At 61.1% G+C, this 15,861-nt stretch carries 18 protein-coding genes and 1 other RNA gene; 7 read left to right on the top strand and 12 right to left on the bottom strand.

All coding sequences use genetic code 11. The annotated features are described in order from the left end of the window. The first annotated feature begins 15 nt into the window (after positions 1-15). Positions 16-1,302, top strand: coding sequence for a guanine deaminase (gene guaD, locus D1820_RS06375; protein ID WP_118070066.1), 1,287 nt, complete (start codon positions 16-18; stop codon positions 1,300-1,302). 116 nt (positions 1,303-1,418) lie between these two features. Here the strand turns inward: guaD and D1820_RS06380 are convergent, their stop codons facing one another. The 3 genes from D1820_RS06380 to D1820_RS06390 form a co-directional block, all read right to left on the bottom strand. After that, a complete protein-coding gene (locus D1820_RS06380; protein ID WP_118068265.1) occupies positions 1,419-2,759 on the bottom strand; it encodes an 8-oxoguanine deaminase in 1,341 nt (446 codons plus the stop codon). A 112-nt stretch (positions 2,760-2,871) separates the two neighbouring features. Continuing rightward, the gene (gene hisN / locus D1820_RS06385) at positions 2,872-3,624 is read right to left on the bottom strand and encodes a histidinol-phosphatase (RefSeq protein WP_254683369.1); all 753 of its coding nucleotides are present in this window, start codon (positions 3,622-3,624) and stop codon (positions 2,872-2,874) included. 107 nt (positions 3,625-3,731) lie between these two features. Further along, entirely contained in the window at positions 3,732-4,103 is a 372-nt protein-coding gene (locus D1820_RS06390; protein ID WP_014875187.1) for a helix-turn-helix domain-containing protein, read from the bottom strand. A gap of 366 nt (positions 4,104-4,469) precedes the next feature. On the opposite strand from D1820_RS06390, the gene D1820_RS06395 reads away from it, so the two are divergent. Beyond that, positions 4,470-5,441, top strand: coding sequence for an NADPH:quinone oxidoreductase family protein (locus D1820_RS06395; RefSeq protein ID WP_118068267.1), 972 nt, complete (start codon positions 4,470-4,472; stop codon positions 5,439-5,441). Positions 5,442-5,560: 119 nt separating this feature from the next. On the opposite strand, the gene D1820_RS06400 is transcribed toward D1820_RS06395, so the two are convergent. Next, positions 5,561-6,454 (bottom strand): LysR family transcriptional regulator, encoded by an 894-nt coding sequence (locus D1820_RS06400; RefSeq protein ID WP_040170835.1) that lies wholly within the window; start codon positions 6,452-6,454, stop codon positions 5,561-5,563. 127 nt (positions 6,455-6,581) lie between these two features. Between D1820_RS06400 and D1820_RS06405 the strand changes: the two genes are divergently transcribed. The 4 genes from D1820_RS06405 (at position 6,582) to D1820_RS06420 (ending at position 9,178) form a co-directional block, all read left to right on the top strand. After that, on the top strand, positions 6,582-6,797 hold the full coding sequence (locus tag D1820_RS06405) for a DUF1127 domain-containing protein (RefSeq protein WP_096869080.1): 216 nt from the start codon (positions 6,582-6,584) through the stop codon (positions 6,795-6,797). Positions 6,798-7,074: 277 nt separating this feature from the next. Continuing rightward, the gene (locus tag D1820_RS06410; RefSeq protein WP_096869081.1) at positions 7,075-7,446 is read left to right on the top strand and encodes a hypothetical protein; all 372 of its coding nucleotides are present in this window, start codon (positions 7,075-7,077) and stop codon (positions 7,444-7,446) included. Between the two features lie 356 nt (positions 7,447-7,802). After that, positions 7,803-8,579 carry a Bax inhibitor-1/YccA family protein gene (locus D1820_RS06415; RefSeq protein ID WP_096871745.1) on the top strand — a complete coding sequence of 259 codons (777 nt, stop codon included), beginning with the start codon at positions 7,803-7,805 and terminating at the stop codon, positions 8,577-8,579. A 125-nt stretch (positions 8,580-8,704) separates the two neighbouring features. Further along, positions 8,705-9,178: a GNAT family N-acetyltransferase gene (locus D1820_RS06420; RefSeq protein ID WP_118068268.1), complete on the top strand. Its 474-nt coding sequence runs from the start codon at positions 8,705-8,707 to the stop codon at positions 9,176-9,178. A gap of 400 nt (positions 9,179-9,578) precedes the next feature. On the opposite strand, the gene rpmG is transcribed toward D1820_RS06420, so the two are convergent. The 6 genes from rpmG to gatC form a co-directional block, all read right to left on the bottom strand. Beyond that, positions 9,579-9,746, bottom strand: a complete 168-nt coding sequence (gene rpmG / locus D1820_RS06425; protein WP_007814563.1) for a 50S ribosomal protein L33 — start codon at positions 9,744-9,746, stop codon at positions 9,579-9,581. 107 nt (positions 9,747-9,853) lie between these two features. Next, an RNA gene (gene rnpB / locus D1820_RS06430) (RNase P RNA component class A) lies at positions 9,854-10,274 on the bottom strand. A gap of 154 nt (positions 10,275-10,428) precedes the next feature. After that, the gene (locus D1820_RS06435) at positions 10,429-11,142 is read right to left on the bottom strand and encodes an N-acetylmuramoyl-L-alanine amidase (RefSeq protein ID WP_118068269.1); all 714 of its coding nucleotides are present in this window, start codon (positions 11,140-11,142) and stop codon (positions 10,429-10,431) included. 16 nt (positions 11,143-11,158) lie between these two features. Beyond that, positions 11,159-11,932, bottom strand: coding sequence for a hypothetical protein (locus D1820_RS06440; RefSeq protein WP_040170834.1), 774 nt, complete (start codon positions 11,930-11,932; stop codon positions 11,159-11,161). A gap of 39 nt (positions 11,933-11,971) precedes the next feature. After that, positions 11,972-13,459: an Asp-tRNA(Asn)/Glu-tRNA(Gln) amidotransferase subunit GatA gene (gene gatA / locus D1820_RS06445; RefSeq protein ID WP_118068270.1), complete on the bottom strand. Its 1,488-nt coding sequence runs from the start codon at positions 13,457-13,459 to the stop codon at positions 11,972-11,974. A 3-nt stretch (positions 13,460-13,462) separates the two neighbouring features. Continuing rightward, on the bottom strand, positions 13,463-13,750 hold the full coding sequence (gene gatC, locus D1820_RS06450; protein ID WP_008561736.1) for an Asp-tRNA(Asn)/Glu-tRNA(Gln) amidotransferase subunit GatC: 288 nt from the start codon (positions 13,748-13,750) through the stop codon (positions 13,463-13,465). A 196-nt stretch (positions 13,751-13,946) separates the two neighbouring features. On the opposite strand from gatC, the gene D1820_RS06455 reads away from it, so the two are divergent. Beyond that, a complete protein-coding gene (locus tag D1820_RS06455) occupies positions 13,947-14,639 on the top strand; it encodes a metal-dependent hydrolase (RefSeq protein WP_118068271.1) in 693 nt (230 codons plus the stop codon). A 50-nt stretch (positions 14,640-14,689) separates the two neighbouring features. Here D1820_RS06455 and D1820_RS06460 read toward each other — a convergent pair whose 3' ends face one another. Both D1820_RS06460 and D1820_RS06465 read right to left on the bottom strand, forming a co-directional pair. After that, on the bottom strand, positions 14,690-15,301 hold the full coding sequence (locus D1820_RS06460) for a DNA-3-methyladenine glycosylase I (RefSeq protein WP_118068272.1): 612 nt from the start codon (positions 15,299-15,301) through the stop codon (positions 14,690-14,692). A gap of 61 nt (positions 15,302-15,362) precedes the next feature. Next, positions 15,363-15,824 carry a nucleoside deaminase gene (locus tag D1820_RS06465; RefSeq protein WP_118068273.1) on the bottom strand — a complete coding sequence of 154 codons (462 nt, stop codon included), beginning with the start codon at positions 15,822-15,824 and terminating at the stop codon, positions 15,363-15,365. Between the last annotated feature and the right edge of the window lie 37 nt (positions 15,825-15,861).

The following is a 15,861-nucleotide window of genomic DNA, read 5'->3' on the forward strand; positions in this document are numbered from 1 at the left end:
AAAGGACCGCGTCTTATGCAGGCAGACTATATCTTACGGGGACAGGTTCTTTCGTTTACAGACACCCCCTTTGGTGGCAACAGCCCTGAGGCGGCGGCTGAGCTGCATGAGGCGGTCGCCATCGGTGGTGGCAAGGTGCTGGAGCTGGGCGCATGGGAGGGCCTGCGCAAGGCCCATCCGGCGGCAGAACTGGTGGATCATGGCGACCGGCTGATCCTGGCGGGGTTTGTCGATGCCCATGTGCATTTCCCCCAGACCGCGATTATTGCCAGCTGGGGCAAACGGCTGATTGACTGGCTGAACAGCTATACCTTCCCCGAGGAGATGCGGTTTGGTGATCGGTCTTATGCTGATGAGATCGCCGGGCGTTATCTGGATCTGACCCGCGCCAATGGCACCACCACCATGTGCAGCTATTGCACCATCCATCCCGAAAGCGTGGATGCGTTTTTCGCCGCCGCTCAGGCGCGGAGCCAACGGGTCGTCGCGGGCAAGACCTGCATGGATCGCAACGCCCCGGACAGGCTGCGCGACACCGCGCAATCGGCCCATGACGACAGTGCGGCGCTGATTGCGCGCTGGCATGGGGTTGACCGGCTGTCTTATGCGATCACGCCACGGTTCTCTCCCACCTCGACACCCGAACAGCTGGAGGCCATGGGCGCGCTTTGGGCCGATCATCCGGACTGCCTGATGCAGACCCATCTGAGCGAGCAAACGGATGAGATTGCCTGGGTGAAGTCGCTCTTCCCGAAGGCCCGCGATTATCTGGATACCTATGAGCAATTTGGCCTGTTGGGCGCACGCGGCCTTTATGGCCATGCCATCCATCTGGAAGACCGCGAGCGTGCCCGGCTGCGCGAGGTTGGCGCGGCTCTGGTGCATTGCCCGACCTCCAACACCTTTATCGGATCAGGCCTGTTCGACATGGCCGGACTGATGGCTGAGGGGCAACGGATTGGCCTGGCCACGGACACGGGCGGTGGTTCCAGTTTTTCGATGCTGCGCACCATGGCGGCGGCCTATGAGGTTGGTCAGCTGCGCGGCACACCGCTGCATGCTGCGCAGTTGCTATGGCTTGCGACGCAAGGCTCGGCCCGCGCGCTGCATATGGGAGACCAGATCGGCAATATCGCTCCCGGCATGGAGGCGGATCTCGTGGTGCTGGATCTGGCCTCAACCCCTGCCATTGCGCAGCGCAGCGCCGGGGCGAAAGACCTCTGGGAGGCGGTTTTTGCCACCATCATGATGGGCGATGACCGGGCGGTTGCCGAGGTCTGGATCAACGGCGCACGCGACTGAAGCCCGTCGCGACATGAGGACAAAGCGAGGGAGGCGCTGACGCGCCTCTGCCTCCGGCGGGGATATTTGGCGCCAGAAGCTGGGCGGAGCGCTGTTGCCCGGTTTGGCCAGTTGCGTCAGGCCAACTGCATGAGACGTGTGGTGGCTTTTTGGTGCCGTTCCAAGAGCCCTGGCAGATCCATGGTCGCTAGAGTGCCGTCGCGGATGATCTGACGCCCCTCGACGAAGAGATGTTTCACCTGCGCAGGCCCTGCCAGCAACAGGGCCGCCGGATCCCAGCTGCCGCTTGAGGCCACACCGGTGACATCCCAGATGGCGATATCGGCGCGTTTACCCACCGCCAGCTGCCCCACATCCGGCCGTCCCAGCACCTCTGCCCCGCCGCGCGTGGCGATTTCCAACGCCTCATAGGCGCTCATGGCATCGGCGCCCTGCGCGACCCGCTGCAGCAGCATCGCCTGACGCGCCTCACTGATCAGGCTGGCCATGTCATTGCTGGCAGATCCATCCACCCCCAGCCCAACGGGTACCCGCCCATCGCGCATGGCGCGCAGCGGCGCGATACCGCTGCCCAGCCGACAATTGGAACAGGGGCAATGGGCCACGCCGGTACGGGTCCGGGCGAAGAGATCAATCTCCTCGGCGTCCAGTTTCACACAATGGGCGTGCCAGACGTCAGGGCCGGTCCAGCCCAGATCCTCGGCGTATTGACCGGGTCGGCAGCCGAACTGCGCAAGGGAATAGGCGATATCTTCGTCATTTTCGGCCAGATGAGTGTGCAGCATGACGCCCTTGTCCCGCGCCAGAAGGGCGCTGTCCCGCATCAGCTCGCGGCTGACAGAGAACGGCGAACAGGGCGCCAGTGCGACCCGGCACATGGAGCCTTCAGAGGCATCATGGAACCGGTCCACCACCCGGATCATATCGTCGAGAATGGCGCGTTCATCCTCAACCAGGCTGTCTGGCGGCAGGCCCCCCGCGCTTTCGCCGATGCTCATGGCGCCACGGGTCGGCTGGAAGCGCAGGCCGATATCGCCAGCTGCCTCAATCGTGTCCTCAAGCCTGCTGCCGTTGGGATAGAGGTAGAGGTGATCAGACGTGAGCGTGCAGCCCGAGAAGGCCAGCTCAGCCAAACCCAGCTGGGCGGAGACATGGATATCATCCGGCGTGAAGGCGGCCCAGATCGGGTAGAGCCGTTTCAGCCAGCCAAACAGCAACGCATCCTGCGCGCCGGGCACCGCGCGGGTGAGATTCTGGTAGAGATGGTGGTGGGTGTTCACGAGACCGGGCGTCACCACGCAGCCGCTGCCGCTGATCCGCTCACCTGTGGTGCTGAGATCACAGCCAATCTCAGCAATAATTCCATCACGCAGGCGCAGATCCACAGCCGAGAGCTGGCAGCGCTGATCATCCATTGTCAGCGCGATATCAATATTTTGAATCAGAATTTCAGGCACAGGTCACACTCCATCAGGCCGCCCATTTCGGTGAAGTGTGAAGACGCGCCGACAGAATACGGGCAAAGGACTCGGCGCGCTGAAGTGGTTTAGCGGATTGTATGCAGGCAGTTCAACCGGTTTGCTGGATCAGTGCAAGCGCTGCGGCATGTAACTCGGGCGTGGCTGCTGCAAGCACCTGACCACCCTCATGCGCAGGCGCGCCCTGCCAGTTGGTCACCACGCCGCCTGCCGCCTGAATGACCGCAATCGGCGCCTGAATGTCATAGGCGTTCAGACCCGCTTCGATCACCAGATCACATTGCCCCGCCGCCAGCAGCGCATAGGCGTAGCAATCCATACCGTAACGGGTCAGCTGCACCTGGCTGGCGACGCGTTGAAAGGCCGCCCGTTCGTCGTCGCTGCCGACTTCTGGGAATGTGGTGAACAGCGTTGCCTCTGACAGGTTGGCTGTCGCGCGGGCAGAGAGCGCCTGCTCTCCCAAGGGACCGGTCAGGCTGGCGCCATCGGGTGTGCCGACGAAACGCTCACCAATATAAGGCTGGTCGATGATGCCTAGAAAGGGGCCGCGGTTGTCCCCAAGTGCGATCAGAACGCCCCAGGTCGGGGTGCCACTGATAAAGCCACGGGTGCCGTCAATCGGATCAAGGACCCAGATGCGCCCGGATTGGCCGGTGGTCTCGCCATATTCCTCGCCCAGGATGCTGTCCTCGGGGCGCAATTCGACAAGTACGGACCGCATCGCCTGTTCGGCAGCGCGATCAGCAATGGTGACAGGATCAAAACCCTCGTCCAGCTTGTTGTCGGATTGCAGTCCGGCTGAACGGAAATAGGGCAGGATCGCCTGGCGTGCAGCATCGGCCATCCGATGGGCAACCTCCAGATCTGAAAACGCGGCTGAAGTCATACCCGAAGGCGTGACATTCAACCGCGCATTTTTCAAGCCCCAAGCCCCCACTTGAGACAGGAAAATCAGGCCGCGTCGCTGAGCACGCGCGCCAGTTCGAACAAACGACGGCGCTGGTTCTCAGGAATTGCGTAGTAGGACCGCACCAAATCCAGTGCTTCCTTGTCGCCCATCAGATCGTCAGGCACCTGTGCCTTGTCTGATGCTGGCGCATCATCGTCCTGCAGCCCTTCGAAAAAGAAGCTGACCGGAACGCTGAGCGCATCGGAAATATCCCAGAGCCGAGAGGCGCTGACTCGGTTTGCACCGGTTTCATATTTTTGGATTTGTTGAAATTTAATACCAACCAGCTCTGCGAGCTGTTGTTGCGTCATGCCGATGAGCCACCGGCGATGCCGGATGCGTTTCCCCACGTGCACGTCCACTGGATGAGCCATGCGTTTCTCCTAAGATTTACAAACTGGGTGCCACCCTAGCCGTCTTTCTTAACCCCCGCCCACCCGGCAAATACCGCGCAAGACCAATGTTGCCAAAAAACCCGTAAGTCCCTGTACAAACGAACAAGGCGCTCCCATTGGGGTTGAGTGTACGACCTTAACGGTTGAATTCAAGCGGTCACTCTCGCCACAATCAGCGCCCGTGCGTCAAACGCATGATTTCATGCACCAATTTTATTTCACTTTTTTGCATGTTTTACACATGTTCCGCGCCTCCCCATAAATAGTGAGGTGATCTGACGCCGAATCTGGCATGGTTTTGCCACCCAGAATCACCTTACCCCATGCCAGATATGGAAAAATGATATGCGCGCCTACAGTGTTAGCAGCTTCGACATTTCACCAACTATCGCAGAGGTTGACGTTAGATCACCCAAAATCGGGGAAGTTGCAGTTGCAATATACGCCTGTGGGTTGAACTTTGCAGATCTTCTTCTGCTGCGTGGAAAATATCAGGACACGCCGGACCTGCCGTTTGTGCCAGGGTTGGAACTGGCCGGAGTGATCGAGGCTGTTGGCGCAGATGTGGACGAGTTGGCCGTTGGCGACCGGGTTGCAGTCTTTTCCGGTCAGGGCGGCCTCGCCGAGGTCGGTGTTTTCCCAGCCGACCGGGTTACGCGCATCCCGGATGAGATGTCCTTTGCCGATGCGGCAGCGTTCCAGATCACATATGGCACCGGGCTTGTGGCCCTTGATCACTGCGCACGTCTCCAGCCGGGGGAGACGCTGCTGGTCACCGGCGCCGCGGGGGGCGTTGGGCTTACGGCGGTCGAGATCGGCAAGCGGTTGGGCGCGCGGGTGATTGCCCATGCCCGCGGCGCTGAGAAACTGGCGGTGGCCAAGTCCGCTGGTGCAGACCATCTGATCGATGCCAGCGATGATCTGCGCCAATCGGTCAAAGATCTGGGCGGCGCGGATGTGGTCTATGAGGCCATCGGCGGCGAGGTCTGGACCGCTGCCTTTCGCGCAACCAACCCCGGCGGACGGTTGTTGCCCATCGGCTTCGCCGGCGGAGAGGTGCCACAGATCCCTGCGAACCACCTTCTGGTCAAAAACCTCAGCGTGATCGGGTTCTACTTTGGCGGCTACCTCAAGAGCCATCCCGCGGTGGTCCGCGGCGCAATCGAACGGTTGCTTCAGTGGTACCGCGACGGCTCGTTGCGTCCGCATATCAGCCATAGGCTGCCGCTGGATCAGGTCGCTGACGGTCTGGAGCTGCTGCGCAGCAGGCAGGCCACGGGCAAGGTGGTGATCATGATCCGACCAGATCAGGACTAACGACAGCCTGGCTGCAGCCCTGTCCTGCTTAGCCCTCCCACGTGCCACCAGGTCATGTCATGCAATGAGAACCCGCACCGCAAATAAGGGCGGCGCGGGTCTTGGTCTGAGGTGAGACCTCAGGCGGCGGTCCAATGCGTCTGCGCGGCAGCCAGCGGGGCACTGATGTTCTGAAACGCCTTACGCACAAGAAACGCCAGCTCGCTCACCATGGGGGAGCCCGAGGTCTCCGCCCCGTAGAGATTGATCAGTTGGACCGGCAGCTCTGGCAGATTGCCGCCATGGTCGATCTGCACCAGATGCGGCGGTTCGGTCCCCTCAATCATCGTATGAATCGCAAGATCGGCGCTGACGGTTGCCTCAATCGTGCGGTCACTGTCGGTTTCCACCACCATCTCCCAGGAAATACCCGCCGCATCCAGCGCGCCCACCACCTTGGGCCTGAAGGTGCAGTACCGACCAAAGGCCAGTTTCAGCGGACGCTGCCGCCAAGCAGACCCGTTGGGAGCCCCGATCCAGCAAAGCGGACGTTCGGCCAGTGTCTCACCATTTTCCGAGGTGGTGGTTTCCGTGGTCAGGATCAGATCGCATTCACCGCGCGAGAACTGCTCCTTCAGCGAGCGGGTAAAACTGGAGATCAGCTGCACCTTCACCCGCGGGAACGACGCATTGAAACGCTGCAGCACCTGCGGGATCGCCGGGTAGACAATGTCATGCGGCACCCCAAGGACAATCTCGCCTTCATAGGCCTGATCGGTGAGCCGTCCGATCACCTCATCATTCAGCGCCACCATCCGCCGGGCATAGGCCAGCAGCTGCTCCCCGGAGGCGGTCAGCGCAATTGTCCGGCCAGAGCGATCCAGCAGTTGCAGGCCCAGCAGCTCCTCAAGTCGCTTGAGCTGCATAGAGACCGCAGACTGGGTCAGATGCAGAAAGCCGGCGGCGCGGGTTACCCCGCCGTTATCCGCAACCGCAACAAAGGAGCGCAGCGTGGTGATATCGAGATTCCGCATCATCACAATCCTTGATAGTTGAAATCATAAACATTCGTTTTTCATATCAATCACACTGCGCCATATACATCAACAGAATTGATAACAACGCACCACACCATCATAGATCCAGAAAAGGACGCAAATTATGACCTATATGGACAACAGCCTGCGCTCCACCTCCTGCGCCCCCCGCCGTTCCATCCTGGCAACCGTGGCCCATGCCCTCGCCGTCTGGCGCGAACGCCGGATGCTGGCGCAGCTGGATCCCTCCGCGCTTGAGGACATGGGCATCAGCCAACGCGACGCCGAGGCAGAAGCCCGCCGTCCGATCTGGGACGCCCCGAACAACTGGACCCGCTAACGCCAACGCGTCGGCAGAGGGTGTAAGACAAAAAAGGTCCGCACTGCGGGCTTTTTTTTGCGTCGTATTACCTGCGCGAAGCGTGCTCACCTATGCAGCTGCTCAAAGGTGGCGCACCACGTCGGTACCCCTTCGAGTAAAAATCGGGCTGTTTCCCTCTACCCTGATCTGTGATCGCGAAACTGCGCCACACCACAGATCTCATTGATGCCGAAGCGATGGGGATGCTATTCTTGGGTATTCTCTTTTTGGAAGTTATACAGCCAGTGGATTTCGCATGTATTTTGGACGTTTCTCTCTCGCCTTTTTTCTCTTCTTCGCGTCTACGACAGCCTCAACAGCCCAAAACAAGTATGATGCATTCTGGGGCCAGTACATGGCGTCATCACTGATTGCCCAGACCTGCAAAGGCGTGACGACCTATTCAGGCCACGACGCCGTCTCTATCGGTGTAGCGCGTGATAGTTTACGCGAGCAGCGATTGCTGCGTATCCTCTACTACGGAAACAGAGAAAATCTGACGCGGTTGGGGCATATAACGTTGACCATGAGCGGCGTGAGCACAGACGATCCTCAGAAACTGTGCCGATACGCACGAAAGATTGCACGCACCGACGATGATATCGGCAGATTTCTCAGAGCAGACTGAATACGCTCCAATCGCCAAGTGAAGCCCCTGCGTTCCGACAGTTCAACGCCTTACGCGGCCCCTATATTCCGTTGCGTGGGCTGAAGGAGCCCATTCTGAAGAGCCGCCCCTGATCCCGCGACGTGCTGATATTTCTATGTACCCCGGATGAGTGTTTGCCCGGTTTATGTCGAGTTCAGGATGGCCACCCCACCCTGCGCCCCACCTTCCGCCGCTTTTTGTCGATAATTGCGTCGAAACTTCGATCTACAGGCTTGAACCGCGCCCCGCTTCACCCGATATTTGCGAGGAACGCCAGGTCTCTGCACGCAGCAGGGAACCTGCGCGAGGGAGTTTAAAGACGGAGACCATGATACATGGCACAGTTTGACACCATCCGATCCACAGCGGGCGCACGCTCTGCGGAGATCGATGCGGGCCTGCGCGCCCACATGAACAAGGTCTACGGCACCATGGCCGTAGGCACATTCATCACTTTTCTGGCGGCCTGGGCCATTTCCGGCCTGGCGGTCACCACGGACCCGGCCAACGCCGCAGCCCAGCTGAGCGCTGACAAATATCTGACCAGCATCGGCTATGCGCTTTATGCCTCGCCGCTGAAATGGGTTGTCATGTTTGCCCCGCTGGCCTTTGTCTTTGGCATCGGTGCGGCGGCAAATCGCATGTCGGCCGCTGGCGTCCAGCTGCTGTTCTATGTTTTCGCCACCGTGATGGGGGTGTCCATCAGCTCGATCTTCCTGGTGTTCACCGGCGAGAGCATCGTGCAGGTGTTCCTGATCACCTCTATCGCCTTTGCAGGTCTGTCGCTGGTGGGTTACACCACCAAGAAGGACCTTTCCGGCATGGGCGCCTTCCTGATCATGGGTCTGATCGGTCTGATCGTTTTGGGGATTGCCAATATTTTCATCGCTTCCTCCGTTCTGGCCAATGTTATTTCCTTCGTTGGCGTGCTGATCTTTGCCGGTCTCACCGCCTATGACACCCAGCGGATCAAGAATGAGTATCTGCAGCACGCCCATATGGGCGACCAGGAGTGGCTGGCGAAATCTGCCATCATGGGCGCGCTGAGCCTCTATCTGGACTTCATCAATATGTTCATGATGCTGCTCCAGCTGCTTGGAAACCGCGAATAACGCGACATCTTCCAGACCTAAGCGCGACCGGGGCGGATCATCACGATCCGCCCTTTTTCTTTGCCTGCCCAGCCGACCTGCTGCCGCCCTGCAGGCCTCTCTTCATCGCTGTATTTGAGACACCCATGGACCTGATCGATATTACCCCCGCAGACGCCCACCGCCTGATCCCCCTGCTGCAGGACCTGCATGCGTTGCACGTGACCCATCAGCCCGATCGCTACCCGGCAGACCCAGACGCCGCCGCATTGACCCGCTGGCTGGCAGAATGGCTGAGCGAGAGCAGCGTGACCGCCCGCGCTGCGGTCAGTCCGCAGGGCAGCGTGATGGGCTATATGATCTATGGGATTGAACACCGCCCTGCCCTGCCGGTGCGCCGGGCTGAAACCCGCGCGATGCTGCACCACATCGCCGTATCAGAAAGCTGGCGGCGCATGGGCGTGGGATCGGCGCTGATCGCGGATCTGAAACGCGCTGTGGCGCTCCAAGGCATCCAGGTTGTTGCCACTACATATGCGCCGTTCAACAGCGCCTCCGCCGCACTGATGGCGCGTATGGGAATGGAGCCGGTCATGATCATGGCCGAGTGGCGCGGCTGACACAGGTATCTCCGGCCGCTCTGACAGCCACCAAGGACGCGCGCTGCGCCCCATAAAAAAACAGGAGGCAGCCCCACCGCTGCCTCCTGCTCTGGTCGCTCCCCCGAGCCGACCTGTGGTGCTGTGACCGCCTGAGACCTTGCACTTCCGGCGAGGCACCTCGGCGCCACTCTCTCACCCACATCCCGGGATCACTTGTCGCGGGGAAATGTGGCATTTTCAGGCCAAAGCCCCCCACAGGCCGGGATTTCATTTACCGGATTTTCATAAAATTTATGGCGCGTCGCGCAAGATCTTCTGCGCCAAGAAAAAAGGGCCGCACAGATGTGCGACCCTTCTTATCTACTGTCCCGAATATCGGGGCGATATCGCGGCCAGCGGCTGCGCGACATCAAGAGGCTTATTTAATTTTGCCTTCTTTGTATTCAACGTGCTTGCGCACGACCGGGTCGTACTTACGCACAACCATTTTCTCGGTCATGGTGCGTGCGTTTTTCTTGGTCACGTAGAAGTGGCCCGTGCCCGCGGTCGAGTTCAGGCGGATCTTGATTGTGGTCGGCTTCGCCATGGTATTCTCCTGCGTCCGAAAAGGCAGGGGCCTCTCGGTAAATTCCTATATGAGCGTGCGCTTTTACCTGCACCACCCTGCGAGTCAAGAGGGTTCGCCGGGATATTTTGCGCAGAGGGCCTATAAGCCGGATTTTGTTCCGGGGCCAAGGCCCCTTCGACGACCATTCATCTAGGATGCACATTGCTGCGCACCTCCAGCTGCCAACCCGACCCCTCTTGGCCAAAACATGCCTAGCGGCGCTATCGGCTGACGCCGACCGGCCCGCGCGGGGGTCCTATTTGGCATTGCTCCCGGTGGGGCTTGCCATGCCGCCCCTGTTGCCAGCGGCGCGGTGGGCTCTTACCCCACCGTTTCACCCTTACCCACACGGGATCGCCTGACAGGCAGGCGCGTGCGGGCGGTCTGTTTTCTGTGGCGCTCTCCGTCAGATCGCTCTGCCCGGGCGTTACCCGGCACCGTCGTTTTGTAGAGTCCGGACTTTCCTCGTGATGCCTTGCGGCCTCCCGCGGCCATCCAGCCCTCTGCGCCCTGATCGCCTAGGAACAACCGCGCCCGGCGTCAAGCAGATTGTGCCCCGCAAGAACGGAGATGGGGCGTTGCCCCTTTCGCCCCCTCAGGGTCGGGGGCAATTCACCTCAGGATATTTTCGCCAGAAAATGGGCGGCGCGTGAGGATACCTTTAGCGATTGCCAGGCAGAAGCAGTTGTATATCCGCATCGCTCAACGGTCCGCGTTGTCCGGGCCGAAACCTGAGACGCACCGCCTGCAGCAGCGTGGCGTCGTCAACATCTGCGGTGAAGCCGCGCGCCTGCGCGAGAGCGCGAAAGAGCTCCGCCCGCGCCCGTGGCTCCTGCGGAATGGGTGGAGCAGCGGCGGTGACCCTCGGGACAGGTGCTGCCAGTCGTTGCCGCGCCAAACGCGCCCAATCGAAGCGCGGACCGGGATCGTATTTGCGGCCGGGCGCCATGCAGGAGTGACCGATCACCCCTGTCGGCGAGATTTCCCAACGTTGCAGGATGGCGGGCAAGAGCGTCTCCAATCGCGCCATCTGCTGCGCAGAAAAGGGGTGATCCCCCCGATTGTCGAGTTCGATCCCAATGGAACGTGAATTGATATCGCCATGCCCGCACCATTCACCTGCACCTGCATGCCAGGCGCGATCCGCTTCGCGCACCATCTGCCACAGCGTTCCGTCAGCGCCGATCAGGTAATGGGCGGAGACTTCGTATTGCGGGTCACAGAGCCGTGCCAGAGCCGCCTCCGCCTGCTCCATTGCGGTGTAGTGCAGGACGACCAGCTGTGGCTTCAGCCCATTCCGGCGCGCATTGAAATTGGGGCTCGGATGCCAGATGGCGGCCTTGCCCTCCTCAGGATTGCTCGGAACCTCGTTCACGCCACGCCGCCCGGCGTCAGTTCTGCACCGCGAGGCGATAAGGCGCTGGATCCCAACCGCAAGCGTAGCCATCGCCATCGGGATCGAGTGCCTGACGGTCACGCTTCGGCCCGCCTGCTGCAAGAAAGGCGATCTGGGCCAGTTCTGGCGACGCAAAGCCCGCGCAATTGCGCGAGGAGCGCGCCGCAAGATTGATGCCCGAGCGCGAATAGATGCGCTGCCCGCGCGGATTGGAGGTGCTCAGCGCGTAGCGAACGATATTGGGATCACGGCTGCCGCTGCGGGTGGGCACGGCAGTCGGGCTCACCACCTGATATTGCGCGCGCTGACGGGCCAGCCGCTCTGCGTCGCTTTCTATGCTCTGACGCGAGGCAACCGCGTCAAAGTCATTCTCGTCCGAAATCTGCGGATTGCCCGCAAGCGCCGGTGCCGGATTGGAGGGGCTGGCCTCAATCGGGGCGGTGCCGGAGTTGCTGCGTGCGGCCTCTAGTGCCGCTGCGGTCTCCCGCGCGATGTCATCGCTGCTGCCGCCGGAGGATGCGAGTGTTCCCGCACCACTGGTGCGCGCCGCCACGCGGGGCGCGGGCTGCACAGCGCGCGGCAGAGGTTCGCTGGCGACCCGTGCCGGTGGCACCAGCGGATCGCCGTTGATGGTGGTGCCGGTCGCAGGCGCCCCGTCGAAGGGGCTGGAGCCAAACCCAGCCTCTGGCCCGCTGTCGGGCACCGGGGGTTGGCACGCGGCCAGCAGGACAAGGCTGCTGGTCGCAAGGATGGACCGGAATGCACGCATGATCACCACCTGTTTGTTCTGCTCAGATCAGAACCGGGTTTACCACCAATGCCCGGGCTTGGCCACAAATCCGGCAGCCTCTTCCAGTGCATAGGCTGTATTCAGCAGATCGCCCTCTTCCCAAGGGCGGCCAATCAGTTGCAGCCCCAGCGGCAGCCCTTTGGCGTCGACACCAGCAGGCACGGAAATCCCCGGCAGACCGGCGAGGTTCACGGTCACGGTGAAGACGTCGTTCAGATACATCTGCACCGGATCCGCGTCGATCATTTCGCCCAGACCAAAAGCCGCAGAGGGCGTGGCCGGCGTCAGGATCGCGTCGATACCCTGCGCAAAAACATCCTCGAAGTCCCTCTTGATCAGGGTACGGACCTTGCGGGCGCGGTTGTAATAGGCGTCATAGAAACCTGCAGAGAGCACATAGGTGCCCACCATCACACGGCGCTGCACTTCGTGACCGAAGCCCGCAGCGCGGGTTTTCTCGTACATCTCAGTGATGCCGTCGCCGCCCTCCAGCGTGGCGCGCTGACCGTAGCGCACACCGTCGTAGCGTGCGAGGTTCGATGACGCCTCAGCCGGCGCAATCACGTAGTAGGCAGGCAGCGCGTATTTGGTGTGCGGCAGGGAAATATCGACGATCTCGGCGCCTGCTGCGCGCAGCATCTCCGCCCCTTCGGACCAGAGTTTCTCGATCTCCGCAGGCATGCCATCCATGCGGTATTCACGCGGGATGCCGATTTTCTTGCCTTTGATGTCACCGGTCAGCATTGCCTCGAAATTCGGCACCGCCAGATCGGCGCTGGTGCTGTCCTTGGGGTCGTGACCACACATCGCCTCAAGCATCATCGCCGCATCGCGCACCGATTTGGTCATCGGACCGGCCTGATCAAGCGAAGAGGCAAAAGCCACCACACCCCAGCGCGAGCAGCGCCCGTAAGTGGGTTTGATGCCGGTGATACCGGTGAAGGCCGCAGGCTGACGAATCGACCCGCCGGTATCGGTGCCAGTTGCCGCGAGGCACAGATCAGCCGCCACGGCAGATGCCGACCCACCGGAGGAGCCGCCCGGTGTCAGCGGGGCCTCATCGCCCTCCCGCCGCCAAGGGCTGACGGCGTTGCCATAGACGGATGTCTCGTTGGATGAACCCATCGCGAATTCATCCATGTTCAGCTTGCCCAGCATAACTGCGCCAGAATCCTGCAACTGCTGGGAGACGGTGGATTCATACTCGGGCTTGAAGCCTTCCAGGATGCCGGAGGCCGCTTGGCTATCAACGCCTTTGGTACAGAACAGATCCTTGATGCCGATCGGCAGGCCGCACATGGCAGGCGCGTCGCCTGCCTTGATCCGTGCGTCCGCCGCCTTGGCGCGTTCCAGCGCAATCTCGGGCGTCTTGTGCACGAAGGCATTCAGCGCATCCGCGGCATCAATGGCTTTCAGGCAGGCCTCGGTCAGTTCGACAGAGGTGGTTTCGCCCTTGCGCAATGCGTCACGAGCGTCGGACAGGGTCAGTTTGTTCAGTTCGGTCATGTCTTATTCAACCACCTTGGGCACTGCGAAAAAGCCTTCGCGGGCATCGGGAGCATTGGCGAGGATCTTGTCCTGCTGATTGCCATCCGTGACCTCATCCACCCGGCGCTTCAGCCGCTGCGGTGTTACGGAGGTCATTGGCTCGACGCCTTCGACGTCCACCTCGTTCAGCTGCTCGATAAAGCCGAGGATGGTGTTGAACTCATCTGCCAGAGCGGGCAGCGCGTCCTCTTCGACCTTGATACGGGCCAGTTTGGCCACTTTGGCGGCGGTGCTTTGGTCAATCGACATGGAAACCCTCATCTCGTGTTAGCACGCATTTACCGCCGCACCGCCGCCGCCGCAAGCCTGCGGGCGCGTGAAAGCCTCGGGAATTCGGCCCCAAGGCACCTGAGCCTGTGGATTTTTGCCTCCGTCACGATAGGCTTGAGGCAGGACGACGCCCCGACCGGGCCGGATCGCAACAGCAGTGAGGGAGTATTAGGACATGGAGATCATCTGGCTGGGCCATGGCAGTTTTCGCATCGAGACCGCAGGACAGGTTCTGCTGGTTGATCCCTGGCTGACCGGCAATCCGATGCTGCGCGACGATCAGCACGAGGCCGCCATCGCAGGCGCCACCCATATTATCCTGACCCATGCCCATTTTGACCATGTCATTGACGTGCTGGCGCTGGCGCGGCGGCTGACTGTGCCGATTGTGGGCCAATATGATCTGATGGGCCTCTGGGGCGAGACCGAAGATGTGACCACCATCGGCTTCAACAAGGGCGGAACCGTTAATCTGGACGGGCCGAACCTCGCCATGGTTCCGGCCTCTCACAGCTCAACTTTTGCGACGCAGGATGGGTTGCGAACAGCGGGCAGCGAGGTGGGGTATATGCTGATGAGCGAAGGGAAAACGCTCTATATCTCAGGCGATACCGGGTTGATGGCGGATATGGATTGGATCGGCGATTACTACAAACCCGACATCGGCATCCTGAGCGCTGGGGGCCATTTCACCATGGATATGGCGCAGACAGCCTATGCGGCGAAACGGTATTTCAAGTTCAAGACATTGATCCCCTGCCACTACCGCACCTTCCCGGTCCTGGAGCAGAGCGCCGAGAAACTGGCGGATGCCCTGCCGGAGGTGACGGTGATCGAACCGCAGGTGCTGGAGGCGATCAAGCTATAAGCGTCGCGGGGGCATCAGATGACCTGCGGGTTAGGGCCTAAGCCCGCCTGTTACACAGCGGGGGAGGTGAAGGCGGCGCGGGCTTTGGCGGCTTTTTGTCTGCAGATACAGTCTGTTGCGTGGTCATTCACCAACCCCATCGCCTGCATGAAGGCAAAGCAGGTGGTGGGTCCGACGAATTTCCAGCCGCGTTTTTTCAGCTCCTTTGACAGCGCAATCGACTGCGGCGTGATGGAGGCGGTCTGCGGCGGCACCTGCTCGTCCGACCCTGGCTCATACCGCCAGAAAAACGCAGCAAGCGATCCTTCGGCGACGACCATTTCCTCTGCGCGACGAGCGTTGTTGATCACCGCCTCGATCTTGCCGCGGTGGCGAATGATACCTGCGTCCTGCAACAGGCGGTCCACGTCCTGAGGGCCAAACCGGGCGACACGGGTCCAGTCGAACCCCGCAAAGGCGGCCCGGAAATTCTCGCGTTTGGCCAGAATGGTGCGCCAGCTCAGACCTGACTGAAAACTCTCAAGACAAATCTTCTCAAACAGGCGCTGATCATCCGCCACCGGATAGCCCCATTCGTGATCATGATAGGGCAGAAACTCCGGAACGGATCCGGCCCAGCCACAGCGCAACTGCCCGTCAGGGGCTAGAAAATCCTTGCTCATATCTCTCTGCCCTCCTGCGGCGCGACCGGACTATTAGGCTATGGGCAGCACAGCAGCCGGGTCAACCATCCGCCGAACGGCGCGCAGCAAAGAAGGCCTTCAGCAGGGTTTCAGCCGGTTCTGCGCTGATGCCCTCATAGACCTCTGGCGCGTGATGTGCCTGCGGATGCGAGAACACGCAAGCCCCATGCGCGACGCCGCCGGACTTGGGATCGGACGCACCGTAGTAGACACGGCGAATGCGGGCTGCGGCGATGGCGGCGGCGCACATCGCGCAGGGTTCCAGCGTCACATAAAGATCATGGCCGTTGAGGCGCTCTGACCCGGCGGCAGCGCAGGCCTCGCGGATCACCAACACCTCGGCATGAGCGGTCGGGTCGCTCCACTCCCGGGTGCGATTGCCTGCCCGGGAGACCACCTGTCCCGCTGGGGAGATCAGGACGGCCCCCACCGGCACCTCCCCGCGCGCGGCGGCGGCGCGGGCTTCGGCAAGAGCGATATCCATGTGAGAACGAAACGGCATAGCCCCTCACTGCCCCAGAATGGGAGCTTTCGCAACT

The sequence above is a fragment of the Phaeobacter sp. LSS9 genome, from assembly GCF_003443595.1.
Taxonomy (GTDB): Bacteria; Pseudomonadota; Alphaproteobacteria; order Rhodobacterales; family Rhodobacteraceae; genus Phaeobacter; species Phaeobacter piscinae.